Annotated in this window: 22 protein-coding genes; 4 read left to right on the top strand and 18 right to left on the bottom strand. The window is 47.8% G+C overall.

What is annotated here, in order from left to right; all coding sequences use genetic code 11:
- The first annotated feature begins 243 nt into the window (after positions 1 to 243).
- The 3 genes from proC to KVG29_RS06230 all read left to right on the top strand — a co-directional run bounded on the left by proC (position 244) and on the right by KVG29_RS06230 (position 2724).
- Positions 244 to 1098 carry a pyrroline-5-carboxylate reductase gene (gene proC / locus KVG29_RS06240; RefSeq protein WP_252227373.1) on the top strand — a complete coding sequence of 285 codons (855 nt, stop codon included), beginning with the start codon at positions 244 to 246 and terminating at the stop codon, positions 1096 to 1098.
- Complete coding sequence (gene rnhA, locus KVG29_RS06235) at positions 1095 to 1589, top strand: ribonuclease HI (RefSeq protein WP_252227372.1); 495 nt, start codon at positions 1095 to 1097, stop codon at positions 1587 to 1589. The genes proC and rnhA overlap by 4 nt, the downstream gene beginning before the upstream one ends.
- Positions 1590 to 1659: 70 nt before the next feature.
- Entirely contained in the window at positions 1660 to 2724 is a 1065-nt protein-coding gene (locus KVG29_RS06230; protein ID WP_252227371.1) for a tyrosine-type recombinase/integrase, read from the top strand.
- A gap of 28 nt (positions 2725 to 2752) precedes the next feature.
- Here the strand turns inward: KVG29_RS06230 and purB are convergent, their stop codons facing one another.
- The 18 genes from purB to KVG29_RS06140 all read right to left on the bottom strand — a co-directional run bounded on the left by purB (position 2753) and on the right by KVG29_RS06140 (position 21969).
- The gene (gene purB, locus KVG29_RS06225) at positions 2753 to 4183 is read right to left on the bottom strand and encodes an adenylosuccinate lyase (protein WP_252227381.1); all 1431 of its coding nucleotides are present in this window, start codon (positions 4181 to 4183) and stop codon (positions 2753 to 2755) included.
- A gap of 203 nt (positions 4184 to 4386) precedes the next feature.
- Complete coding sequence (locus KVG29_RS06220; protein WP_252227370.1) at positions 4387 to 5583, bottom strand: pyridoxal phosphate-dependent aminotransferase; 1197 nt, start codon at positions 5581 to 5583, stop codon at positions 4387 to 4389.
- Positions 5584 to 5718: 135 nt separating this feature from the next.
- Complete coding sequence (locus KVG29_RS06215) at positions 5719 to 6585, bottom strand: PHP domain-containing protein (protein ID WP_252227369.1); 867 nt, start codon at positions 6583 to 6585, stop codon at positions 5719 to 5721.
- Between the two features lie 38 nt (positions 6586 to 6623).
- Positions 6624 to 7571, bottom strand: coding sequence for a dipeptidase (locus KVG29_RS06210; RefSeq protein ID WP_252227368.1), 948 nt, complete (start codon positions 7569 to 7571; stop codon positions 6624 to 6626).
- 139 nt (positions 7572 to 7710) lie between these two features.
- On the bottom strand, positions 7711 to 7971 hold the full coding sequence (locus tag KVG29_RS06205; RefSeq protein ID WP_204486267.1) for a stage V sporulation protein S: 261 nt from the start codon (positions 7969 to 7971) through the stop codon (positions 7711 to 7713).
- A 136-nt stretch (positions 7972 to 8107) separates the two neighbouring features.
- Entirely contained in the window at positions 8108 to 9664 is a 1557-nt protein-coding gene (gene rny, locus KVG29_RS06200; RefSeq protein WP_252227380.1) for a ribonuclease Y, read from the bottom strand.
- A gap of 388 nt (positions 9665 to 10052) precedes the next feature.
- A complete protein-coding gene (gene recA / locus KVG29_RS06195) occupies positions 10053 to 11078 on the bottom strand; it encodes a recombinase RecA (protein ID WP_252227367.1) in 1026 nt (341 codons plus the stop codon).
- Between the two features lie 124 nt (positions 11079 to 11202).
- The gene (locus KVG29_RS06190) at positions 11203 to 12438 is read right to left on the bottom strand and encodes a competence/damage-inducible protein A (RefSeq protein WP_252227366.1); all 1236 of its coding nucleotides are present in this window, start codon (positions 12436 to 12438) and stop codon (positions 11203 to 11205) included.
- Positions 12439 to 12455: 17 nt separating this feature from the next.
- Positions 12456 to 12992, bottom strand: coding sequence for a CDP-diacylglycerol--glycerol-3-phosphate 3-phosphatidyltransferase (pgsA, locus tag KVG29_RS06185; RefSeq protein ID WP_252227365.1), 537 nt, complete (start codon positions 12990 to 12992; stop codon positions 12456 to 12458).
- Positions 12976 to 14310: a 30S ribosomal protein S12 methylthiotransferase RimO gene (gene rimO / locus KVG29_RS06180; RefSeq protein ID WP_252227364.1), complete on the bottom strand. Its 1335-nt coding sequence runs from the start codon at positions 14308 to 14310 to the stop codon at positions 12976 to 12978. The genes pgsA and rimO overlap by 17 nt, the downstream gene beginning before the upstream one ends.
- A gap of 18 nt (positions 14311 to 14328) precedes the next feature.
- Positions 14329 to 16551, bottom strand: coding sequence for an FtsK/SpoIIIE family DNA translocase (locus tag KVG29_RS12400; protein WP_276576426.1), 2223 nt, complete (start codon positions 16549 to 16551; stop codon positions 14329 to 14331).
- 129 nt (positions 16552 to 16680) lie between these two features.
- On the bottom strand, positions 16681 to 17520 hold the full coding sequence (gene uppP, locus KVG29_RS06170; protein ID WP_252227363.1) for an undecaprenyl-diphosphatase UppP: 840 nt from the start codon (positions 17518 to 17520) through the stop codon (positions 16681 to 16683).
- 134 nt (positions 17521 to 17654) lie between these two features.
- Positions 17655 to 17879 (bottom strand): YlzJ-like family protein, encoded by a 225-nt coding sequence (locus tag KVG29_RS06165; RefSeq protein WP_252227362.1) that lies wholly within the window; start codon positions 17877 to 17879, stop codon positions 17655 to 17657.
- The gene (locus KVG29_RS06160) at positions 17876 to 18619 is read right to left on the bottom strand and encodes a ClpP family protease (protein ID WP_252227361.1); all 744 of its coding nucleotides are present in this window, start codon (positions 18617 to 18619) and stop codon (positions 17876 to 17878) included. Before KVG29_RS06160 ends, KVG29_RS06165 begins: the two co-directional genes overlap by 4 nt.
- 112 nt (positions 18620 to 18731) lie before the next feature.
- Positions 18732 to 19952, bottom strand: a complete 1221-nt coding sequence (gene dapG / locus KVG29_RS06155; RefSeq protein WP_252227360.1) for an aspartate kinase — start codon at positions 19950 to 19952, stop codon at positions 18732 to 18734.
- Positions 19953 to 19980: 28 nt separating this feature from the next.
- Positions 19981 to 20571, bottom strand: coding sequence for a dipicolinate synthase subunit B (locus KVG29_RS06150; protein ID WP_252227359.1), 591 nt, complete (start codon positions 20569 to 20571; stop codon positions 19981 to 19983).
- Positions 20568 to 21470, bottom strand: a complete 903-nt coding sequence (dpsA, locus tag KVG29_RS06145; RefSeq protein WP_252227358.1) for a dipicolinate synthase subunit DpsA — start codon at positions 21468 to 21470, stop codon at positions 20568 to 20570. Before dpsA ends, KVG29_RS06150 begins: the two co-directional genes overlap by 4 nt.
- Before the next feature lie 133 nt (positions 21471 to 21603).
- A complete protein-coding gene (locus KVG29_RS06140; protein WP_252227357.1) occupies positions 21604 to 21969 on the bottom strand; it encodes a dUTPase in 366 nt (121 codons plus the stop codon).
- A gap of 329 nt (positions 21970 to 22298) precedes the next feature.
- On the opposite strand from KVG29_RS06140, the gene KVG29_RS06135 reads away from it, so the two are divergent.
- Complete coding sequence (locus KVG29_RS06135; protein WP_252227356.1) at positions 22299 to 23870, top strand: class I adenylate-forming enzyme family protein; 1572 nt, start codon at positions 22299 to 22301, stop codon at positions 23868 to 23870.
- The last annotated feature ends 231 nt before the right edge of the window (positions 23871 to 24101 follow it).

The following is a 24101-nucleotide window of genomic DNA, read 5'->3' as shown; positions in this document are numbered from 1 at the left end:
TACAATTATGTTGAGCCATAGTGAGACCCCCTTGTATGTTTAGTGATTTTGGATATCTATATCATACAGGATTTCTCACTATGGTTCTACTATTTTTTAGGTGTTGCATTTAATTTTACAACGAACCTTTTATTTTTGCCCATTTTTGAGCAAAAATTTCTTTTAATTTAACACTTGTACCGTTTTTTATGATATAATCTCTAACAAAGGCTGGTTTATCTGGAAGGAGGAAAGAAGAACGCGATGCCTGAACAAAAGGAAAGCTACCGTTTGGGTTTTATAGGTGCCGGCAATATGGCAAGCGCCATCATGAGAGGGATCATAGCTTGTGGCATCGTACATCCAAATAACATATATGCTTTCGATGTGGACCTGGATAAGCTCAACAGGTTGTCAGCCGAACTGGGGATATGCACAGCAAAGGACAATTGCCAGGTGGTATCAAACAGTGACATCGTCATCCTGGCTGTTAAACCCAATACATACAGCAAAGTACTGCTTGAGATAAAGGATTGCCTTGAGGAAAGGCACATACTCATCTCAATAGCCGCTGGGATCAGCGTCGATTTCATAAAGCAGCTTATAGGTGGCAGGTGTAAAGTGGTACGTACCATGCCAAACACCCCGGCTTTGGTGGGGGAGGGCATGACGGCGCTGTGCACAAACCATGAACTTTCACCAAAAGAATTGAAGGCAGTAAAAGATATACTGCATTCTCTCGGTAAAGTTGAAGAAGTGTCGGAAAACCTCATGGATGCCGTCACCGCTGTGAGCGGGAGCGGTCCGGCATATGTGGCCATGTTTATAGAGGCCATGGCAGATGGAGGAGTGCTGGCCGGCCTGCCCAGAGATCTGGCATACAGGATGGCCATTCAGACCGTCATTGGAACCGCCAGACTGCTGTCAGAATGGGGAAAACATCCCGGTGAACTCAAGGATATGGTGTCTTCACCGGGTGGAACCACTATAGAAGCAGTCCGCCAGCTGGAAAAACAAGGATTCCGCGGGGCCGTCATTGAAGCGGTGAACGCGTGCATGCTCAAGGCAAAAACCATGGGGAAAGATATAAATCCCGGGAAGGATGATAAAGTAAGATGAAAGAGGTTGTAATCTACACCGACGGAGCCTGTAGTGGTAACCCCGGCCCGGGCGGCTGGGCGGCCATACTGTCATACAAGGGTATTGAAAAGGAAATATATGGCTACGAAGAAAGCACAACCAACAACCGAATGGAGCTGATGGCGCCTATAAAAGCCCTTGAAATGCTGAAGGAGCCGTGTATAGTTAAGATTTATACCGACAGCGCCTATGTGTTTAATGCATTTGACAAGGGCTGGATAAACAAATGGCAGCAATGCAACTGGAAAACCTCAGACAAACAGTCGGTTGCCAACCAGGATTTGTGGAAACGGCTTATCGAGCTGAGCTCTATCCATAAGATCCAGTGGATCAAGATAAAGGGACACAGCGATAATGAAAAGAACAATCGCTGCGATGAATTGGCCAGATTTGCCATCAAACAGGCCACTTCCAAAAAGGCTCAAAATAGCTTTCAGACTGAAGAAGGGAAAACAGTATCTGAGGGATGAATAACTATGCGCAAAATACAAGTTTTGCGAAAACTATTGCGGAAATAAACTGGAGAGGGGGTCTTTCACAGTGTCTGAGCAAAAGCCCTTCAGTGCACAACAGGACCAGCAAAACATATTAAAGCTGAGGGCTGTTCTGCAGGAGCTTCCCGAATTTTGCAGGGATTTCTTCCGTGCCATTGAGCCCAACACTTCCATACTGACGCGAATAAACTATGCTTACGACTTGAGGCTCTTTTTTGAGTTCCTGACGTCTCAAGTAGAGGATTTTACCCACATAACCCCTTTTTCGCGATTTGCCCTGGAAGATTTAAACCGCGTTAAAGTCGTTCACATCGAGATGTTCCTCGAATACCTCACTTATTACAGCAGGCCTTCTGCTCCAGATGTCGAGCATCAAAACCACGAATCTGGCAAGGCTCGCAAGCTGTCTGCCCTGCGCTCGTTTTTCGCCTATTACTTTAAAAACGAAAAGCTGGACAAAAACGTGGCCGCCCTGGTCGACCTCCCTAAAATTCACGAAAAGCCCATCATTCGGCTCGAACCTGACGAAGTGGTCCGGTTGCTGGATACCGTTGAAACCGGTGAAGGGCTGACCGAAAGGCAGAAACGCTATCACCGGTACACCAGGCTCAGGGATATAACCATTTTGACGGTATTCCTGGGCACCGGCATACGCATAAGCGAGTGCGTGGGTCTTAACATATCCGATTTGGATTTTAGCGTAAACGGCTTCAGGGTAACCCGCAAGGGAGGTAACCAGGTAATCCTCTACTTTGGAGATGAGGTCAGAAAAGCGTTGCTGGAGTACCTGGAGGAACGAAAAAAAATTGAAGCCCTGCCTGGGCACGAGGATGCTCTTTTTCTATCCCTTCAGAAGCGCAGGATAAGCAACCGCGCGGTGCAGAATCTCGTTAAAAAGTACGCAAAATTGGTATCCCCGCTTAAAAACATATCTCCTCACAAGCTGAGGAGCACCTACGGTACCACCCTCTATCGCGAAACCGGCGACATATACCTGGTGGCCGATGTGCTGGGGCACAAAGACGTCAACACCACGCGCAAGCATTATGCGGCCATCAGCGATGAAAAGCGCCGCATGGCCGCGCGAATGATAAAATTAAGGGAGGATTGAGAGGTCCTCCCTTGACAAATATAGAAGGCTACACCTTAAGCTCTACATTGCCGCCAATTAGTTCCCTGTTGCGTTCCAGTATGGGCTTTATATGTTGTGATATAAACTCCTCTACCTGTTGTGGCGCTCTTCCCACGAAATTGCGGGGGTCCATTATACGGTTTATCTCTTCCCGATCCAGCTTGAAAGCAGGATCGTTGGCGATGAGCTCCAAGAGGTTGTTATCCTCTCCTAAAGCTTTAACCCTCTTTGCCGCCTCCATGGAGTACTGCCTAATCCTTTCGTGCAGTTCCTGGCGATCTCCGCCCCTCTTTACGGCTTCCATAAGGATATATTCAGTAGCCATAAACGGCAGCTCCTCCCTGATCCTCCGCTCAATAACCTTGGGATACACCACCAGGCCGCTGGCTATGTTGATATAGATGTTCAAGACTGCGTCCACAGCCAAGAAGCATTCGGCTATGACTATACGCCTGTTGGCCGAGTCATCCAGCGTCCTCTCAAGCCACTGGGTAGAAGCGGTGATTGCCGGATTTAATGCATTGACCACCACATACCTTGCAAGAGAGCACATCCTCTCTGCCTTCATCGGATTCCGCTTGTACGCCATGGCCGATGAGCCTATCTGTTTTTCCCCAAACGGCTCTTCCAGCTCTTTCAGGCTCTGCAGCAAGCGCAGGTCATTTCCAAATTTATACGCGCTTTGGGCTATCGAGCTCAACAGGTTCAATATTCTGCTATCGAGTTTCCTTGGATAGGTTTGGCCGGTAACAGGGTAAGCGCGATCAAATCCCAGTTTTTCAAGAACTTTTCTCTCGAGAAGCTTTACCTTTTCATGGTCGCCGTCAAACAGTGTGAGGAAGCTGGCCTGCGTACCTGTGGTGCCTTTGACGCCACGAAGCCTTATACTGCTCCACACCTGCTCCCATTCTTCCAGGTCAAGCATGAGGTCTTGAAGCCACAGGCACGCCCTCTTCCCCACCGTTGTGAGCTGAGCAGGCTGAAAATGAGTATACCCCAGCGTTGGCAAATCCTTATACTTCAAGGCAAACTCGGACAAGTAATGCATGCAAGTCAAAAGCTTGCTCTTTATGATGTTAAGCCCGTCCATCATTATGAGTATATCGGTATTATCGGTCACATAACAGCTGGTGGCACCAAGGTGTATGATGGGTTTTGCTTTGGGGCACTGCTCGCCATATGCGTGAACGTGGGCCATGACGTCGTGGCGCACCTCTTTTTCCTTGCGCTGTGCCACGTCATAGTTGATGCAGTCCTGATAGGCTTTCATCTCGTCTATCTGTTCCTGCGTGATGTTGAGCCCTATCTCTTTCTGGGCTTCGGCCAGCGCTATCCACAGCCTGCGCCATGTCCTGAATTTCTTATCATCCGAAAAATTCTCCAGCATCTCTTTTGAAGCGTATCTGGTTATGAGCGGATTCTGATATATCTGGTGCAACTCCATAAAGCATACCCCTTTATTATTCCGATTGATTTTTAAAATCTTTCTTTTATCATTCATTATGGTACCACACAAAAAAAAGAATGTAAATGCAAAATTAAGGGTTTGATCCGTATTTTAGCCATTAAACAAAAAGAGGGGGAATACATCCCCCTCTTTTTGTCCATCCTTCCGTATTTTAGCCATTTTTTTCTCTTAACTTAGCCTTCCAGTTCCTTGATGAAGGCCTCTATTCTATCCAGCCCTTTCTTTATATTATCCAAAGATACGGCGTATGACAACCTCACAAAATTATCTGCACCAAAAGCTACGCCAGGTACCACTGCCACCATCTGCGCGTCCAGCAACGCATCTGCAAAGGAGAGAGAACCCTCTATACGCCTACCCTTATAGGTTTTGCCTATCACCTGGCTAATGTTCATCATCACGTAAAACGCGCCTTTTGGCATTCTACAGGATAAACCGGGTATGGAATTGATCCTTTCAACCATGAACCTCCTTCTTGTGTCAAACTCGGCCACCATGGCTTTGACCTCGTCCTTGGGCCCCGTTAAGGCGGCCAGGCTGGCGTATTGCGCTATGGAATTAGGATTAGAAGTGGTATGGCTTTGTACGTTGGACATAACTTTCACCACGTCTTCATGGGCAGCCGCATATCCTATCCGCCATCCTGTCATGGCATAGGTCTTAGATACCCCATTTACCACGATAGTCAAATCTTTTATCTCAGGGCCCAGAGAGGCAATGCTTATATGCTGCAAGCCATCGTACACCATTGCCTCATATACCTCATCTGATACCACGAACAGCTGATTTTTTACGGCTATTTCAGCTATGGCTTGAAGTTCAGCGCGCTCATATACGCAACCACACGGATTGTTTGGGCTGTTTATAACCAAAGCCTTGGTTTTGGGGGTGATGGCCTTTTTTAAACTCTCGGGCTTTAGCTTGAAGTCGTCCTCTTCCCTGGTCTCGACAAAAACCGGAACTCCATCGGCAAGCCTCACCAGCTCAGGATAGCTCAGCCAGTATGGAGAAGGTATTATGACCTCATCTCCGGGATTGAGTATGGCCTGAAAGGCGTTATAAAGCGAGTGCTTTGCACCATTGGATACGATTATCTGGCTTGGCTTATAGTCCAGGCCATTATCTTCTTTGAACTTGCGGCATATGGCCTCCTTAAGCTCGGCAATCCCCGCCACGGGTGTATATCGAGTCATGCCTCGATCGAGAGCCTCTTTTGCCGCTTCTCTAATGAAGGACGGAGTATCAAAATCTGGCTCACCTGCTCCAAAACCTACAACATCCATTCCTTCAGATTTCATTTTTTTTGCTTTGGCATCAATGGCAAGTGTCAGAGACCCCGAAATAGAAGAACTTTTTACTGACAGCCTCAATTTATATTCCTCCTCAAATGAAAGATTAAATAACCAATCTATCATTTTGCAATGTATTATATCATGAATTTGCATTATCGTCTATGCTTTTATTCATATTTTATTTCGTTTTATTTCGAACCATCATAACTGTCGTTATGGCATGGATTTCTGTGCCAAGCTTTTAATCTCTTCTATGACGCTGTAGGGCATCTTTATATCGCCCAGCTGGGGCATATCCTTTCCCTTTTCGCCGTGGTAATCGCTGCCGCCTGTTACAATAAGGCCGTGATTGCTGGCAAGAGTCTTGTAATGCTCACACTGCTCGGGGGTGTGTTTACTGTGAATGGCTTCGATGCCCTGAACGCCAAGTTCTATGGCTAGCATGGTATACTTTTGGTCTTTGAGCAAACCGGGATGCGCCAGCACCGGCACTCCGCCGACATCTTTGATGGTCTTGATGCCTTCTTCAAGGGTTAGGTGGTACCTGGGTTCATAGGCGGGACAATCGGTTCCAATATACCTCTCAAAAGCTTCGGCTATATCCTTTACTATGCCTTTTTTAACTAGTACACGGGCAATATGTGGCCTTCCCACAGCACCCTCAGTCACTTCCTGTTCAACCTCTTCAAAGGATATATCGAAATTGTATATCCTCCTTAGGTTTTCGACCATCTTTTTGGCTCGTGCCCATCTGGCATGGCGTATGGTTGCAAGCATATCCTGAAGCCAGGGGAGATCATAGTGGATGTAATAGCCTAGTATGTGAATCTCCTCGTCATCTACCTGGGTGTTGAGTTCTATACCCGGGACAACCTGTACTCCCAACTGTTTTCCGGCTACCATGGCCTCTTTTAAGCCATCGGTGGAATCGTGGTCGGTAACGCCAATTGCTCTAAGGCCTGCCTGCAGGGCTTGCCTGACCAGCTGCGATGGGGTTAGTAGCCCATCGGAAGCTGTGGTGTGGGTATGTAAGTCGGCAAAACATCCATGTTTCTCCTGTGCATCAAAGTTGTAAACCATGTGCGGCACTCCTTTGTCTATTTTTGATATAATATTGGCTATTTTAATATCTTCTCCATTACGCGCAAAAAGTTGTTATGGCATATCTTCTGCACATCTTCTTCACTGTAGTTTAATCTGAGCAGCTCTTCTATTATATCAGGAAAGCTCTGTGGGCCTTCTATTCCTTGAGGGAGCGTTTCAATACCGTCAAAGTCAGAACCAAAAGCTATGCAGTTTATCCCTGCCAAACCGGCAATGTGTTCTATATGTTTTATTATATGGACAATTCCCACATCTTCTGTTTTGCTTAAGAAAGGGGGGTAAAAGTTTATGCCAATGACCCCGCCTTTTAAGGCAATTGCCTTGATCTGCTCATCATCCAAATTCCGGGGATGCGGACATACCGCTTTGACATTCGAATGCGAGGCTATGACTGGCTGCTTGGAGACCTCCATTACATCCCAAAAAGCCTCTTCGGATGCGTGCGATACATCTACAATCATTCCCAGGTCGTTCATCGTTTTTACCACTTTCGTGCCAAAAGGCGTAAGGCCATACCTGTTATAGTCATCCATTGCAGCGCCTGCTATCTGGTTGCTGCGGTTCCAGGTAAGGGTCAAAAGCCTTACCCCTGCGCTGTAAAGCACCTCTAAATTAGAAAGCCTTTCTTCCAGCACATCCCCACCTTCCACCGCCAACAAGGCACCGATTCTGCCTGCCTCCAGCGCATCCTTTGCATCGGCCAAGCGCAGGATAGGGTGAAAATAGGTAGCGTATTTATCGAGCATCCGTTGGTATTTGTCAATAAGCTGTAGTCCCCTGTGCAAGTACTTGTCGGTGGACGACGGGTCCATCCACACGGCAAAGAACTGGATACCCACCCTGCCTTCATAAAGCCCTGAGAGGGAGACATGGTTATTATTCGGGCATTCCATGGCGTTTATGTCATCCAGCTTGCTTATGGTATCGCAATGGCCGTCTATCACAAAAAATTGGCTGTACATGTCCCTTGCTAAACCTCCAAATTGTCAATATAATATAAAAAAATGGGTCCTCTACTTTCAGCATATGTCGATGTGGCGCCCGTTGTAAGTCCATAGCAAAAAATAAAACCTACCTTGCGGTAGGTTTTATCGGTAGGTTTTATCGAGGTTCAACAATCAATTTTATAGCCGTTCTCTCTTCTCCGTCGATTATGACATCGGTAAAGGCGGGGATGCATATCAGGTCTATGCCGCTAGGTGCTACAAACCCTCTCGCGATAGCTACTGCCTTTACTGCCTGGTTGATTGCCCCTGCTCCTATCGCTTGAAGTTCGGCCGATCCTCGCTCGCGTAAAACCCCTGCTAATGCACCTGCGACAGCGTTAGGATTGGATTTAGCTGATACCTTTAATACCTCCATGGTTTGACCCCCTATTGCTTTTTTTGTTTTGAATGATTCTCTATTTCGTATATTCTACATTTATTAAAAAAATCCTTCTTTTGGGATGTAAATTTTCTCGTGTAAAAACATACAATAATAATGAAGAACCTAAAATTTAAAAAGGTGTGACATACGTCGTCACACCTTTTTTTGCGTATTCAATGGCTCTAGTCTCTCTGATAACATTGACCTTTATTTGCCCTGGATATTCAAGCTCTTTTTCTATACGCTTTACTATCTCTCTAGCCATTAAGAGCGCCTGGTCATCGCTTACCTTATCAGGTTTTACTATAATCCTGATTTCACGTCCTGCTTGGATTGCAAAGGATTTTTCTACTCCTGCAAAAGAATTGGCAATCTCTTCAAGCTTTTCTAACCGCTTGATATAGGCCTCCAGAGTTTCCCTTCTGGCTCCCGGCCTTGCTGCAGAAATGGCATCGGCCGCCTGTACCAGTATAGCTTCAACGGTATTGGGCTCTATATCGCCGTGGTGAGCCATTATGGCGTGCACCACATCTGTGCTTTCGCGATACCTCTTAGCCAGGTCGGCTCCGATTTGAGTATGAGAACCTTCCATTTCATGGTCCACCGCTTTCCCAATATCATGTAGCAGACCGGCCCGTTTGGCAAGCTTCTGGTCCGCCCCCAGCTCAGCAGCCATGATACCCGCCAGGTGAGCTACCTCAATGGAGTGCTTCAACACGTTTTGGCCATAGCTGGTCCTGTATTTCAGCTTGCCCAGCAACCTGACCAGTTCGGGATGAATCCCGTGCACCCCAACCTCAAATATGGCCTGCTCACCCGCTTCGCGTATCTGGTTCTCAACTTCTTTTTTGGCCTTTTCTACCATTTCCTCTATGCGAGCCGGGTGTATTCTTCCGTCCAATATGAGCTTTTCAAGGGCAATCCGGGCAATTTCCCTCCTTATGGGGTCAAAACCCGACAATATGACGGCCTCTGGAGTATCGTCGATTATCAAATCGATTCCTGTCAGCGTTTCTAAAGTACGGATATTGCGCCCTTCTCGCCCGATAATCCTCCCCTTCATCTCGTCGTTGGGGAGTTCCACAACTGAAACGGTGGATTCCGCTACATGATCAGCGGCAAACTTTTGAATAGCCAGCGATATTATATCACGGGCTTTCTTATCAACCTCCTCCTTTAGCCTGTTCTCATACTCTCGAATCTTCATGGCTATCTCATGGGTAAGCTCTTTCTCCACATTGCTCAGCAGTATCTCTCGAGCCTGATCCTGGCTTAACTGTGCAATGCGCTCCAGTTCGCTTACCTGACGCTTATACAGCTCTTCAACCTCTTCACGCATCCTCTGAATTTCTTTTTGCATATTGTTCAGGCTTTCTTCCTTCTGCTCCAGAACCTCAGCTCTTTTATCGAGGCCTTCCTCCTTTTGTTGGAGTCTGCGTTCTATCCTTTGAATTTCATTTCGCCTTTCGCGACTTTCCTTTTCAAATTCGCTTCGCAGTCTGTGAACCTCTTCTTTTGCCTCAAGCAAAGTCTCTTTTTTTAAGGCCTCAGCCTGCTTTTTAGCCTCCTCAACGATCTTTCTGGCGGCCTCTTCGGCGTTGCCTATCTTCTCCTCTACAATCCGCTTTCGGTAATTGTATCCCAGGACGCCCGCTCCAATGGCTACTACTACCAGGGCAAGTCCCATTAGTAGTATTTCTGCCACGGATTAACGGACACCTCCTCGCTACTTCAATGGAGCACTGCTAAAACAAAAAAACGTCCTCCCTTTCCTCGTTCGTCCAGCGGGCATTGGGGTGGATACATGAGTACCACACGGATTTACACTAAAAATCAGGTGTAAACCACTTACTTTTAATTGTATATCTTTTACCGATACATGTCAACAATTGAGGCTGCAAAACTCCGCGAACCACTCCATCTTATAGAAATAGAAGATGAAGCTTCCTGCTTCCACGACACCGTTTGGTATCTCCACAGGCGTGAATTCGGGGCGTTCCGACCAAATTTGCAATTCATCTCCATTCTATAGAGAATGGAGACTTCTTACAACTACTAGGCTAAATTGCCATCTTTCATTCTACCACATCTCCGCTGGAAGCAGGGGCTCCCGTCACTCGCCCTAATTTAAACTCTTCTCGTACCTTCTGTTCGATCTCAGCCGCTATATGGGGATTCTCCTTGAGGAACTGTCTGGCATTCTCTTTCCCCTGCCCAAGCCTTATATCGCCGTACGAATACCACGCACCGCTTTTGTTTACAATATTGATGGAGCAAGCCAGATCCAGTATGCTGCCTTCCCGGGAAATGCCTTCCCCGTAGATGATATCGAACTCTGCTTCTTTAAAGGGTGGGGCCACTTTGTTCTTTACCACCTTTACCCGGGTGCGGCTGCCTATGGTTTCAGATCCCTGCTTTATGGTATCCACGCGCCGCACATCCAGGCGCACCGATGCATAAAACTTAAGCGCTCTTCCTCCAGGCGTGGTTTCAGGGTTACCGAATGTCACGCCAACCTTTTCCCTTAATTGATTTATAAAAATAGCCACTGTTCGGGATTTGTTTATGGCACCCGACAGCTTGCGCAGCGCCTGTGACATCAACCTGGCTTGCAGGCCAACATGGGCATCGCCCATTTCACCTTCCAGTTCAGCCCGCGGCACCAGAGCTGCCACCGAGTCAACAACGATCACATCAACAGCCCCGCTGCGCACAAGGGCTTCGGTGATCTCTAGCGCCTGTTCCCCGGTGTCGGGCTGCGAAACCAGCAGATTATCTATATCGACGCCCAGATTTTTAGCGTACTGGGGGTCCAGCGCGTTTTCGGCATCTACAAACGCGGCTATGCCACCGGCCTTTTGTGCCTCGGCAATGACGTGCAGTGCCACCGTTGTTTTGCCCGAAGATTCGGGGCCAAAGATCTCTACAACCCTCCCCCTCGGTAATCCTCCAACCCCCAGTGCAATGTCCAGGTCCAGCACCCCTGTCGATATTACTTCCACATTCATATGGGGGGATTGCCCCAGCTTCATGATTGAACCCTTGCCGAACTGCCTCTCAATCTGGCTAATGGCCATCTCAAGCGCTTTTGCTTTATCCATGACCTTAAACCCGGCTTTTGAGCCAGGTACTCACCTGCCTCTCTTTATTTTTCTCGAACACACGTTCTAATTCAATTATAATGCAATCTATAGAGAGGGTCAAGCATTAAAAGCCTGCGTCATCTTAAAGCTCCAGCAGCTTTCGGCGTAACAGGTCGAGGGCTGTATTTGCAGTGGAGAGCTTGATGCGCTTTCTGTCTCCCTGGTTGCGGAAACGTTTTACCTCCACATCGCCACCCATCGCAATAGCAATATATACCAAACCCACAGGCTTTTCAGGGCTTCCACCGCCGGGACCAGCTATACCCGTCACAGCAAGGCCTATGTCAGCACCGCTAGTTTTTAAGATTCCCTCAGCCATTTCCTGCGCCGTCTGCGGGCTTACAGCGCCATAAGCCTCCAAGGTCTCAGGCTTTACCCCCAGCCGGTTTATCTTGGCCTGATTGCTATAAGTAACGCATGTTTCGAGAAGATTTTCAGAGATTCCCGGCACATCGGTGAGCAAATTGCTTATTAGGCCGCCGGTGCAAGATTCGGCCACCGCCAGGGTCAGCCCCTTCTCTTTAAGCAGCCTGGCCACCACCGTTTCTAGACGATCATCATCTACGCCATATACGGCCTGCCCAAGGCGCCTACGTATTTCATCCTCAACGGGTTTCATCAGCTCAAGTGGGTCTTGGGATCGATGGCACTTGACCGTCAATCTAAGGGTCACTTCGCCGTACGCCGCTAAAGGCGCAATGGTCGGATTGGTCTGATTTTCAAGCAGATCCTTTATCATCTCTTCTACGGCCGATTCCCCAATGCCGTATATTCTGAGAACCCTTGAAAAGATCTTTTCGTTTCCTTTTTGAGCTAGATAGGGAATTACGTGGTTTTCGAACATGGGCTGCATTTCGTAGGGGGGACCAGGCAGCATGATGAAGGTCCTGCTGTCCTTCTCGATAATGGCCCCCGGAGCTGTTCCTACATCATTGGGAAGAATGATGGCCTCCCTGGGGAACATGGCCTGCTTTAAATTGTTTTCGGTCATGGTTCTGCCTCTTCTTGCAAAAAACTCGCGTATTGCCTGCGCACTGGGCTGATGGAGAACAAGCTCCAGCCCCAAAAATTCGGCAATCGTCTCCTTTGTAAGGTCATCCATGGTTGGCCCCAATCCGCCGGTGGTAATTATGATATCTGCTCGCTTACATGCAATCTCAAGCGCTTCCAGCAGGCGCTTCCTGTTATCCCCCACCACGGTATGGTAATACACGTTTACGCCCACCGATGAGAGGCGCTGAGAGATGTACTGGGCATTGGTGTTTGCGATCTGGCCCAGCAGCAGTTCACTTCCCACCGCAATGATTTCCGCATCCATGATATTCCCATCTCCTTTTATTCGTTGAGTATATGGATATTCTTGTAGATATAATCGATGCCCGATACTATGGTGATCACGACGGCCAGCGCCAGGGCTATCCTATCAAAGGGGAAACCTATCCATTTGAAAGGGATGTTGTCCAGCATGATAGCGACTATGGCGATTATCTGAGTGATGGTCTTGGCCTTGCCCCACCAGCTGGCTGCTATGACTATTCCCTCTGAAGCGGCCAGTACCCTGAACCCTGTGATTATAAATTCCCTGGTTATTATTATAATGGCCACCACAGAGGATATCTTGCCCATTTCTACTAGAATGACCAGTGCGGCTGTCACCAGTATTTTGTCTGCAAGAGGGTCAATGAACTTACCGAAGTTTGTGACCTCATTTCTCTTCCGTGCTATATACCCGTCCACCGTATCGGTGCTGGCTGCCACAATGAATATGAGGGCTGCAACGAAGTTGCTGTAAGGAAAGTCTGAAAGCAACAGCGCCATAAATATGGGCACCAGCATTATCCTTACAATGGTTATCTTATTTGCCAGATTCATAATCTTCCCCCAACAAATCATATTCATATGCCTTGGTTATCTTGATATCCACAAAATCGCCGGCTTTAAGCGGCCTGTTGCTTATTACAAACACCTGTCCGTCTATCTCAGGCGCTTCACCGTACGACCTACCGAAGTAAACGCCTTTCGAGCTTGTCCCTTCTATCAAAATCTTGCAGACCTGCCCTATCCTTTGACGGTTCAGCCTCTTGGATATCCTCTGTTGTACGCTCATCAAAGCATCCCTTCGGGTTTCTTTTGTCTTATCATCCACCTGCTCGGGAAAGCGGGCGGCCGGCGTTCCCTCCTCCCTGGAATAGGGGAACACCCCTACTCTGTTGAACTGAAATTTTTCGACAAATTCGACCAGTTCTTGAAATTCCTCCTCTCCCTCGCCTGGGAAACCTACAATGAGCGAAGTGCGAATTATTATGTCGGGTATCCTTTTTCTCAATTTTGAGAGGAGGTTTCTAATCTGTTCCGGATTGGCTGGTCGGTTCATTTTCCTGAGTATTTCAGGATGGATGTGCTGTATAGGTATGTCAATATAATTGCACACTTTTTCTTCCTCGGCTATAGTATCGATGAGCTCATCAGTCACCCTGTCAGGATAGCAGTAAAGCAGGCGGACCCAGACAAGCCCGGGGATTTTGACCAGCTCCTTTAGCAGCCTCACCAGCGATATATCCCCTTTGAGGTCCTGGCCGTACCTGGTCAAATCCTGGCCCACCAGTATTATCTCCTTTACGCCTCTGTCAACCAAATGCTGGGCTTCATCAAGCACCTCGTCCAGGGGACGGCTGACATGAGGGCCTCTGAGCTGCGGTATGACGCAATAGGTACAGCAGTTGCTGCATCCTTCCGATATCTTCAAGTAAGCCGTGTGCGATGGGGTGGTCAGCACTCTGGGTATGCCTTTGATGTCTGGAAACTTGGGTTTATCCACAGCGGCCAGGCGTTCGTGCTTTGACTCACACTCGTTGATTACATCCAAAATCTCAGTGAAACGGCCGGTACCTATCACGGCATCCACTTCGGGGATCTCATCCATAATCTCCTTTGAATACCGCTGGGCCAGACAACCGGTCACAATGAGCAGCCTACACTTGCCTGTCTTCTTATATTGTGCCTGTTCCAGTATGGTTTCCACCGACTCCTCTTTGGCCGGGTCAATGAACCCACAGGTGTTTACTATTATGACCTCTGCCTCCTCGGGCCTGTTGACAATGGTGTGGCCGGCCTGGGAGAGCAGTCCCAACATGACCTCCGAATCCACCCTGTTTTTGTCGCAACCTAGAGAAACCATTCCTACCTTCATGAGCGAAACTACAGCCTCCTATTTTACATCCTTGTACAGCCTTTCAAACTCCTCGCGGGTTATGAGCACGTTTCGTGGCTTGCTACCCTCAAAGCCGCTTACTATTCCCCTTGCTTCCATTTCATCTATAAGCCGAGCGGCACGGGCATAACCTATGCGCAGGCGCCTCTGCAGCATGGAAATGGAGGCCTGGCCAGCGTCTATGACGATCTCTATGGCCTCCGGTAACAGCTCGTCGTGCTCGCCCAGGCCGGGCGATTCCTCATCGCCTTCGATTCTTTCCATGGCTTCGGCATTGTAAGAAGGAGCGGCATTTTGGTTCTTAATGTAATCGGCAACCGCTTTTACCTCTTTTTCGGATATGAAGCATCCCTGAACCCTTATGGGCTTGTTGACGCCAACAGGATAAAACAACATGTCGCCGCGCCCCAACAGCTTTTCAGCACCACCTATGTCCAGGATGGTTCTTGAGTCAACCTGAGAAGAGACTGCAAAGGCAATACGCGATGGAATATTGGCCTTTATAAGCCCGGTGATCACGTCCACCGAAGGCCTTTGCGTGGCAATCACCAGATGGATCCCCGCCGCCCGTGCCATTTGCGCAAGGCGGCATATGGCATCTTCAACCTCAGAAGGTGAGACCATCATGAGGTCAGCAAGCTCGTCTATGATTACCACTATCTGTGGTAAGCGCTCATCCTCGTTTTCAACCATGCTGTTGTACCCTTCTATATCCTTCACTCCAGCATCGGCAAACAGGTTGTAGCGCGAGGTCATCTCCTGCACCACCCAGTTGAGGGCTCCTGCCGCCTTTTTGGGATTGGTCACAACGGGTATGAGCAGGTGCGGTATCCCGTTATAGTGGTTGAGCTCCACCACTTTCGGGTCTACCATGATGAATTTAACCTCTCGTGGGGATGCCTTGTAGAGTATGCTTACGATGATGGTATTAATACACACGCTTTTGCCAGAACCTGTAGCTCCGGCTATGAGAAGGTGCGGCATCCGGGCAATGTCGGCAATTACGTTTTTACCGGCTATGTCTTTGCCCAAGGCCACCGCCAGCTTTGACGGATGGAAGATGAACTCCTCCGATCCAAGCACCTCTCTCAATAAAACGGGTGATACGTCCCGGTTGGGCACCTCAATGCCGATAGCCGCTTTGCCGGGGATGGGGGCTTCTATGCGCACCGAAGGAGCCGCAAGGTTTAGCGCTATATCGTCGGCCAGGCTGACAATTCTGCTCACCTTCACCCCCGGAGCGGGTTGGAGCTCGTATCGTGTGATGACCGGCCCCCGGCTTATTTGGGTAACTTTAGCACTGACACCGAAACTGTTTAAGGTCTCTTCAAGCAGCCTGGCATTATTCTCGGCTATTCTGTCCTGTTCCCTATCGTTGGTGCTTGCAGGCGGTAGCTTCAGCAAGTCCAGAGGGGGGATTATATATCCCTCTTTCTGCAGGTTTTCCAGTCTAACATTTTGAGCCTGTACACCATGGTGTTGATCCCCTTGCTTATCTTCCTGTTTCCTTGCCTTTCGCCGCGAAAGCGGCAATGTATCCTTTTTTTCTTGAAATGCCTCATCAAGGGGATGTAGGTCTTCACCGTTCTTTTTTTTGAACTCCTCCACAGGGATGATCTCCCCAACAAAGGGCTTGTCTTCTTTTTTCTTTGTGCATTGTTTATGGAGCACAGGCTTTATGGAGCCGTATATATTCTGTCCCACATCCTTGAGCGAGAGGTTGGTCAGCAGGAGCAGATTGATGATCACAAAAGCGCCCAGAAGCACATAACTGCCCGCCAGGCCAAACAGCTTATATACAGCGAATACAAAAGGCGCCAACAGGGCTCCGCTGCCTTTAACCTCTTGCCCTTTTGTGTAGGACGAATGCACGAAAGCCGTTATGCTGGCCGAATCAAAGTGTTGAAAATACGATATATGGATGATCGACATAATAAAGGCAACGGTGAGAACGATAAGCAGGAGTTTGAGCTTGTTCACCCTCTTGCGATAGGAGATTATGGTCAGTATGCCCGATATAACCATCAGTGCGGGGATGGTGTAACCGACAAGGCCGAACAACCCCATTACCAGCTCTTTGAGGTATCTACCCACGATGCCGGCCTGATCGGTGTATATGCTTATAAAGGCAAAAAGGCCCACTCCAATTAGTAGTACCCCTGTCGCTTCATGGTATATTCGACTGTTGCTTTTTGTGCTCCTTTCTTTCTTCTTCGACATGTGAAATCACCCTTATATTGATATTCTACACCATCCCTCTAAATTCCTGCTACAAATTCGCCTGAAGTTTCCTGCTTTTAGGTCAAATCTGAAGCCCAATGGTTGGCAAAGCCAAATGAAACAGGCCATTTACGCTGCAAACCATGTATAAAGTATGGTTAGGATGCCCAAGCCCCAGCAGTAATAAGAGAAGTAGTTGAGCTTTTTTTTCTGCAGTGCCGAGATCAAAAGGTGAATGGCTAGATACCCTGAGACGGCCGCAGCGGCAAATCCTGCCAGCACCGGCATAACCTCGTGTGTAGCCGATGCACCTTCAAAAGCGTCCTTACCTTCCAGCACTACCGCTCCCAGTATTGCAGGTATGGAGAGCAAAAACGAAAAGCGCGTGGCCAGCTCGCGACTGAAGCCCCTGATGAGCCCTGCAAAAATGGTGGAACCCGAGCGGGATATACCGGGAGTGATGGCCAGCCCCTGTATGAGGCCAACGGTTACCGCATCCCATGCCGTCATGCTCTTTAAGTCTTTTCTGCCGTTTACTAGGCCATTGGCTATCCACAGCAATATGCCGGTCACAATGAGGGCATAGCCAACAAAATCTGCCGTTTCAAACAGCTGAGAAAACAAGTCTTTGAATACCAGTCCGATAACAGCGGTGGGTATGGTTGCTATAATTATCATTAGCATGAGAACCCTATAAGGCCTGGTGTGATCCAGCAATTTGGGCTTTTTGCCCCGTATATACTCTCCCAGCAGTACGAAAAACTCGCTGATGAGATTTAAAACATCCCGCCAATAGTATATGAGCACTGCCACAAGGGTGCCCAGATGGAGTATTACGTCAAAAGCCAGATCTGCCTCTTCGATGTTGAAGACCTCCTGTGCGATAACCAGGTGCCCTGAGCTGCTGATAGGCAAAAACTCCGTAAGGCCCTGCAGTATCCCAAGAAGAATTGCATACAGAAGACTCAAGCAATCCGCCTCCCCTACCCAAATAATGAACGTTATCATTATATCACTCTTTACTCAAGAACGCCATATGGGATTTATAATAAACAAATAAGCCCAGGTAAACTCGTCTTACCTGGACTTATAAGAAAACGGGCCTATATTTTGGGTTCAAGCTGTATAATGGTTCCCGGTTGCAGCCTTGGGTTCAAGTAGTCAAACGGGTTGGTGCTTAAAATTCGGTTGATTTGATATCTCTGTTGGCCCGCAGGCAGTACTTCAAGCTTTACGTTATTCCATTCTATAATGCGGAAGCCTGGTCTGGTTTGAGCTGTGAAATCGCCGAAGATGAACTGGAGCGGGACAATGGTGTGCAGTATCAATGTACCTCTCCCCCTTTGTCTTGAGAGATCAGCTCTCTGAGCTTTAACATGGCATCCCTCACACCTCCGACGTAGTCTATTATGCCGTAGCGTACAGCCTCTTCTCCTATAAGCACGGTTCCCACATCGCTTGACAGCCCACCGGTCCCTATGAGGAGCTCATTGAGCTTCTCTTTGGAGATCTTTGAGTGCCGTACAATGAAGTCCACCACCCTGTCTTGCATCCTATTTAAATATTCGTAAGTCTGCGGTATTCCAACTACCAGGCCGGTCATGCGAATGGGATGAATGGTCATTGTGGCACTGGGGGCGATGAAGGAGTAGTCGGCGCTGACAGCCAGGGGGACGCCTATGCTGTGCCCGCCGCCCAAGACCAGGGACACCGTGGGCTTGGACATGGTACTTATCATCTCGGCTATTGCCAGCCCGGCCTCAACATCTCCTCCCACCGTGTTTAGGATGAGCAATAATCCCTTGATGTTTTTGCTCTCCTCTATAGCCACCAGCTGGGGGATAACGTGTTCATATTTAGTGGTCTTGTTTTGAGGCGGCAGCATTATGTGGCCTTCTATCTGGCCTATTATCGTCAGGCAGTGAATATCGCTATCCAGTACCGGGGGTGCAGATACTGCCCCAAATTCCTTTATGTTGCCAGCCTGAGGGTATGGGAAAGAGACTCCCTCATCCGCCTGTTCGGGTTGCTGGGGTTGTGTGGTCGGATTTTCGCTCTTGCTCAACATACCATCCTCCGTAAGCATTTAAGATTTTATAGCAAACGTTAACAAATCAAATTGCCTTTCTCTTAAGGCTAGTATTTCCCAAATAAAAAGAAAAAATGAGCCTGAATAAGGCTCAACGAGTATGCAGCTTAAACTCATCATGTAGCGCCATCAGGGCTTTTGCCGTGTCTTCACCCTTTATCAGGCAGGAAATGGTGGTATGGGAATCGGCGGTTTGAAGTACCTGTATCTGGTTTTTCAACAGGGCTTTTATGATCCTTGCCATGACTCCCGGAACGCCTCTCATCCTGTTACCTACAGCCGATATTTTGCTGCAATTGTATATCATGGAGTATGAGCAGCCGAGCTGATCAAGAATTGTCCTGGTTTTAGCTGAGTCATTGCCGTCTATGGTGAATATCATCTTATCGGGGAATATATTGATGAGGTCGATGCTTATGCCATTTTCGGCCAGTCGGCTCAAGGCGATGTTTTGTAGCTGCGGATCCAGGTTCTCGATTATAACCTGGGTCCTGTTGAGCATATGAGATATGCTGGTAACTACCTGGTTGGGGTCATGCTCTGCAGTTTGAGCGTAGTCGCTTTCATAATATGATGAGACCATGGTGCCAGGGCCATTGCCGTTGATGTTTTTAATGATGAGCGGTATGTTGTAGCTCATGGCTATTTCAACGGCCTTGGGGTGAATGACTTTAGCCCCCTGGTCAGCCATCTGAAACACCTCGGAATAGGTCAAGTGCTTGAGCACGCTGGCGTTGGGAACTATCCGGGGATCAGCGGTCATGATGCCATCCACATCGGTATATATCTCTATGAAAGAAGCTGAAAGGGCTTTACCAAGTACAGCAGCTGTGGTGTCGCTGCCACCCCTATCGAGTGTGGTTACGTCCCCATCTTCAGTAACCCCTTGGAATCCGGCCACAACGGGTATTTTCCCCATCTCCAGGTACATGCGTATTTTATCAGGTTGAACCCTCAGTATGTTGGCATTGCCGTAATTGTTGTCGGTGATGATGCCCGCCTGCCCGCCTGTTAAAGCTACAGCCTCATACCCCTTCGCCCTTAGAGCATTTACCATGATGACGCTAGATATGATTTCACCGCACGACATGAGCAGATCCATTTCCCTGGGATGGGTGTCTACGTACTCATTTTTTGCGAGGTCTATCAAAGTATCGGTGGCATAGGGCGCTCCCTTTCGTCCCATGGCCGATACCACCACCACGGGATGATAACCGCTCTTTTTTGCGTTTATGACCTTTTGTACGGCTTTGGCCCGCACCTCGGGAGTAGCCACAGAAGTGCCCCCGAATTTTTGTACCACTATCTTCATGTTCAATTCCTCCATGTTTAAGCATGCCTTATTCTTTTTTCTCTATGAGCACCGGTTGTATCTGCTTCCCCTCAAGCGCAAGCAATACGGTATCTATTATCTTATCCATATCGGCAATTAAGGAATTGGGTTTGTTTACCGGGTCATCCTGGTAAAACGGCACCAGGTATACGTTCTTTACATTCATGATTTGGCCTAAGTTTTTGGCATTGTTACCCAGCGCATCATTGGTAGATACGGCTATTACCACCGGCCTTTGATTGCGAAGGTGTGCTTTGGCAGCCATCAGAACAGGGGTATCGGTAATGCCATTAGCCAGCTTAGCCAGGGTATTCCCTGTGCAGGGCGCTATGACCACTACGTCCAGCAACTTTTTGGGGCCTATGGGTTCAGCTCCTACTATATCAGCAATGACTTTATGCCCGGTAATGCTTTCCACCTTTTGCCTGAAATCGGCGGCTGTGGTAAACCGCGTATCGGTGGATGCAACGGCATATGAAAATATGGGATATACTTCAGCGCCTTCATCCACAATTCTTTGTAGGTGTATAAGCACCTTATCAAAGGTGCAAAACGATCCAGTCACGCAAAAACCTATTTTTAAGCCTTTCAGCTTCATGCCTTCAACCCCCTTATCATACCAAGTTTTTGAGCTCTTTCAATCAATTCTTTTATTACGCAATACACAATTCTCCCGGCAGTTTTGGGCGCAACTATGCCTGGAAGGCTAAGTTCCAGATAAGCCCTGATTCCAAATTCCTTTGCGGCTTCAAAATCGGTTCCACCCGGTGCAGAGGCAAGGTCGATGATTACCGCTTCTTTAGCCACCTTTTTGAGCCTCTCGCGGGTGAGTACGAGATGTGGAATGGTGTTGAATATTACCTGCTGTGAACCCAATACGGAATCCATGTCGTCGAGATGGACACCGTTATAACCATTTTCGTATATCCATGCCAGGTCCTCTGGCTTCCGTGCTTCCACCGTTACCCTGGCACCGATGCCCTTAAGCATCCTGGCTAGGCACTTTCCAATCCTTCCATAACCCAGTACAAGCACGTTTGCTCCGTGAAGGGTTATATCGGTCTTCTCCATGGCTCGCTGTATGGCACCTTCGGCAGTTGGGATGGCATTGAGTATGGCAAAGGACTCTTCCTCCAGGATGTCGAAAAAGCGTATGTTCTTTTCTTCAGCCTGCTGCTTTATATCATGATCAGCTTTGCCCAAAATAATGATGGTTGACTGGTCAACCTTTTTCATAACCTGTTCGAGGGTTATGGACTGTGGATCCGATTGTATATTTATATAGCCATACCTGTTTTTATACGGTATAGGAAGTATAAGGGCATGGCAGATAAAGCATTCATCTTCCAAACCTTTATATATCTTTACTCTATCATTGGGTATATCCTGGAAACCCACTGCCTTGACGATGAATCCTTCCTTGGCAGCCATGTTTATGGCTTCAATCTGCCTTGCGTCGCCGCCTATAAACGTAAGTATAATTTGATTGTTGGTCATCCAATCGCCTCCCTTCCGGTAATACATTGTATGAATAAATGCGGAATATAGTGCAGGATAAGCGCATAAAAAATTTCTGTGTATATACTTTATGTATACCTTTGAGCAACACTAAAGCAAAAATAAAAAGAGGCTATTTAGCCTCCCATTCATAGCCGCTTTTTTCGGATCTGCCTTCTTGCCGGTTGAAGTTTTCTTTGTTTTTTGCCAAATACGCCTGGTACAGGTCTTGGGCCGTCATGCCCGCCTTTATGCACATGCTGATGAGAAAATGGAGTATATCCACCAGCTCTTCCTTTACGGCATTGTAATTTACTTCCTTTGGGTTTTTCCACCACTTGAAATTGACTTCGTTGAGCAGTTCGCCCAGCTCTGAAACCATGGCCAGTACTTCCTTTTGTATCCATTCTTCGGGTTTGATATGCCCTAGGTTGCGCTTTTCAATCAAAGCCTGATCAAACCTGGCTTGAAGTTCAAATATGTGCTCTAGCTTGTCCATTTTTACTACCCCTTTACTATTTTTTTAATATACATTCCCTCAATAAATTGAAGGATATTGGTTATGACCGACGGACATCAAGCGCTACGCCGGCACCATGAGACACCTCTATCCCTCCTGTATTAAAGTTTAAGTAGCTGCCAGCACTGCCTCCTTCTTGGTTAAATTATACCATATAACAAGCACATCTTGACATAAATATCGCCACTACTTACAATAAAGGATAGATGGATTGAACAGCTTTTTCTTGAAGAACGGTATGACGGGAGGCCGTTTTATTCAAGATTAGCATTTAAAAAGTAGGATGGAAGAATGGAGGTCTTATTTTTATGCCCATCACGGATATGCTTTCCATGAATGCCCGAATCTATCCCGATGAAATCAGCCTGATAGAACGGGATCCGGCTGCTGGTACTCGCCGTCAAATCACATGGAAGGAATTTGATAACAACGCTAACAGGTTTGCCAATTTTTTGTTGTCTCGTGGGATCAAAAGAGGGGATAAGGTAGCCATATTGCTGATGAACTGTCTGGAGTGGCTTCCTGTCTACTTTGGAATTTTAAAGGCGGGTGCCTGGGCAGTGCCGCTGAATTTCAGGTTTACGGCAGAGGAGATAAAGAAGTGCCTCGAAACCGCCGAGGTGAAGATACTGGTTTACGGGCCCGAGTTTAAAGACAGAATCGATTGCATACGCGGTAGGACAGCCTATCTTCAGGACCTCGTGTTTATAGGCGATAACCAATTAGTGGGGGTGGCGGACTGCAATTATTATGATATCCTAAGTAGTTTTCCATGTGATGCACCTGACGTGCCCTTGTCTGACGAAGAGGAAGCAGCGCTGTATTTTACTTCGGGCACTACCGGCATCCCAAAGCCCATAGTTTTAACCCATGGCAATCTTGTATCAGCGTGTATAACCGAAAATCACCATCACATGCAAACACATGAAGATAATTTCCTGTGCATTCCCCCTCTCTACCACACAGGGGCCAAGATGCACTGGTTTGGCAACCTCATAGTGGGCGCAAAGGCCGTCATACTGCGCGGCGTAAGCCCGCGGTGGATATTGGAGGCGGTATCAGAAGAGCAGGTAACCATAGTTTGGCTGCTGGTGCCCTGGGCTCAGGATATTCTTGACGCCATCGAAAGAGGGGAAATAAACTTAAGCGATTACAGGCTGGACCAATGGTGGCTCATGCACATGGGCGCTCAACCTGTCCCCCCAAGCCTTATTAAGAGATGGAAAAAATATTTCCCTTATCACAGGTATGATACCAACTACGGCCTCAGCGAAGCCACCGGTCCGGGATGCGTACACCTAGGGATGGACAATATCGATAAAGTGGGTGCCATTGGTTTGCCGGGCCATGGCTGGCAGGCGATGATCGTGGATGAAAATGGCAATCCAGTACCGCAGGGGCAGGTGGGCGAGCTCATCGTTAAAGGCCCGGGTGTCATGAAAGGATACTATAAAAATCCTGAAGCCACCAGCAAGGTTTTAAAAGATGGCTGGCTGTATACCGGCGATATGGCGCGTCAGGATGAGGATGGGTTTATCTATCTGGTGGACCGCAAGAAGGATATCGTCATATGCGGCGGCGAAAACATATTTCCTGTGGAAATAGAAGACTACTTGAGGTCCCATGAGGATATAAAGGATGCGGCGGTAATAGGCCTGCCCGACAGGCGACTGGGCGAAATTCCGGTGGCTATAGTTGAGCTTAAGTCGGGCAGAAATCTTACCGAAACTGATATCATGGAGTTTTGTCAGGTTTTACCAAGATACAAGCGACCGCGAAGGGTGTTTTTCGATAAGATACCCCGTAATCCCACCGGTAAGATTGAGAAGCCCAAGCTAAGGGAAAAATGGTGTGGTCAAAGCGCAAGCGTCTTTGTGTAGGATTTTTTTGATATCAGTGGCCACAGGCTTATAAGCCTGCGGCCATCTTATTTTTGAATTGGAGAGAAGGATATTTTGTACAATAATGGGTAATAATTAAAAAAGAGAGGTTGTTTAGCCTGTTTAAGACGAGGGGAGAATACTATGAGCCTGTTTTCAATATCACGCGTTTTCATCGCACCTTACTTTTCGTTTTTGACAATTTTATGTAGCCTGGTTCTTTATATGATT

Origin of the sequence: Caldicoprobacter algeriensis (genome assembly GCF_023838525.1) — a bacterium.
Lineage (GTDB): Bacteria > Bacillota > Clostridia > Caldicoprobacterales > Caldicoprobacteraceae > Caldicoprobacter > Caldicoprobacter algeriensis.
Note: the sequence above shows the minus strand (reverse complement) of the source record. Positions and strands in the feature narration are given on the sequence as shown.

Bases quoted from the DNA above. Each gene is read 5' to 3' on its own strand.
- proC (WP_252227373.1), top strand. From the start codon at position 244: ATGCCTGAACAAAAGGAAAGCTACCGTTTGGGTTTTATAGGTGCCGGC.
- rnhA (WP_252227372.1), top strand. From the start codon at position 1,095: ATGAAAGAGGTTGTAATCTACACCGACGGAGCCTGTAGTGGTAACCCC.
- KVG29_RS06215 (WP_252227369.1), bottom strand. From the start codon at position 6,585: ATGGTTTACAACTTTGATGCACAGGAGAAACATGGATGTTTTGCCGAC.
- KVG29_RS06210 (WP_252227368.1), bottom strand. From the start codon at position 7,571: ATGTACAGCCAATTTTTTGTGATAGACGGCCATTGCGATACCATAAGC.
- KVG29_RS06205 (WP_204486267.1), bottom strand. From the start codon at position 7,971: ATGGAGGTATTAAAGGTATCAGCTAAATCCAATCCTAACGCTGTCGCA.
- rny (WP_252227380.1), bottom strand. From the start codon at position 9,664: ATGGGACTTGCCCTGGTAGTAGTAGCCATTGGAGCGGGCGTCCTGGGA.
- recA (WP_252227367.1), bottom strand. From the start codon at position 11,078: ATGGATAAAGCAAAAGCGCTTGAGATGGCCATTAGCCAGATTGAGAGG.
- KVG29_RS06190 (WP_252227366.1), bottom strand. From the start codon at position 12,438: ATGGATGCGGAAATCATTGCGGTGGGAAGTGAACTGCTGCTGGGCCAG.
- pgsA (WP_252227365.1), bottom strand. From the start codon at position 12,992: ATGAATCTGGCAAATAAGATAACCATTGTAAGGATAATGCTGGTGCCC.
- rimO (WP_252227364.1), bottom strand. From the start codon at position 14,310: ATGAAGGTAGGAATGGTTTCTCTAGGTTGCGACAAAAACAGGGTGGAT.
- KVG29_RS12400 (WP_276576426.1), bottom strand. From the start codon at position 16,551: ATGTCGAAGAAGAAAGAAAGGAGCACAAAAAGCAACAGTCGAATATAC.
- KVG29_RS06160 (WP_252227361.1), bottom strand. From the start codon at position 18,619: ATGTTGAGCAAGAGCGAAAATCCGACCACACAACCCCAGCAACCCGAA.
- dapG (WP_252227360.1), bottom strand. From the start codon at position 19,952: ATGAAGATAGTGGTACAAAAATTCGGGGGCACTTCTGTGGCTACTCCC.
- KVG29_RS06150 (WP_252227359.1), bottom strand. From the start codon at position 20,571: ATGAAGCTGAAAGGCTTAAAAATAGGTTTTTGCGTGACTGGATCGTTT.
- dpsA (WP_252227358.1), bottom strand. From the start codon at position 21,470: ATGACCAACAATCAAATTATACTTACGTTTATAGGCGGCGACGCAAGG.
- KVG29_RS06140 (WP_252227357.1), bottom strand. From the start codon at position 21,969: ATGGACAAGCTAGAGCACATATTTGAACTTCAAGCCAGGTTTGATCAG.
- KVG29_RS06135 (WP_252227356.1), top strand. From the start codon at position 22,299: ATGCCCATCACGGATATGCTTTCCATGAATGCCCGAATCTATCCCGAT.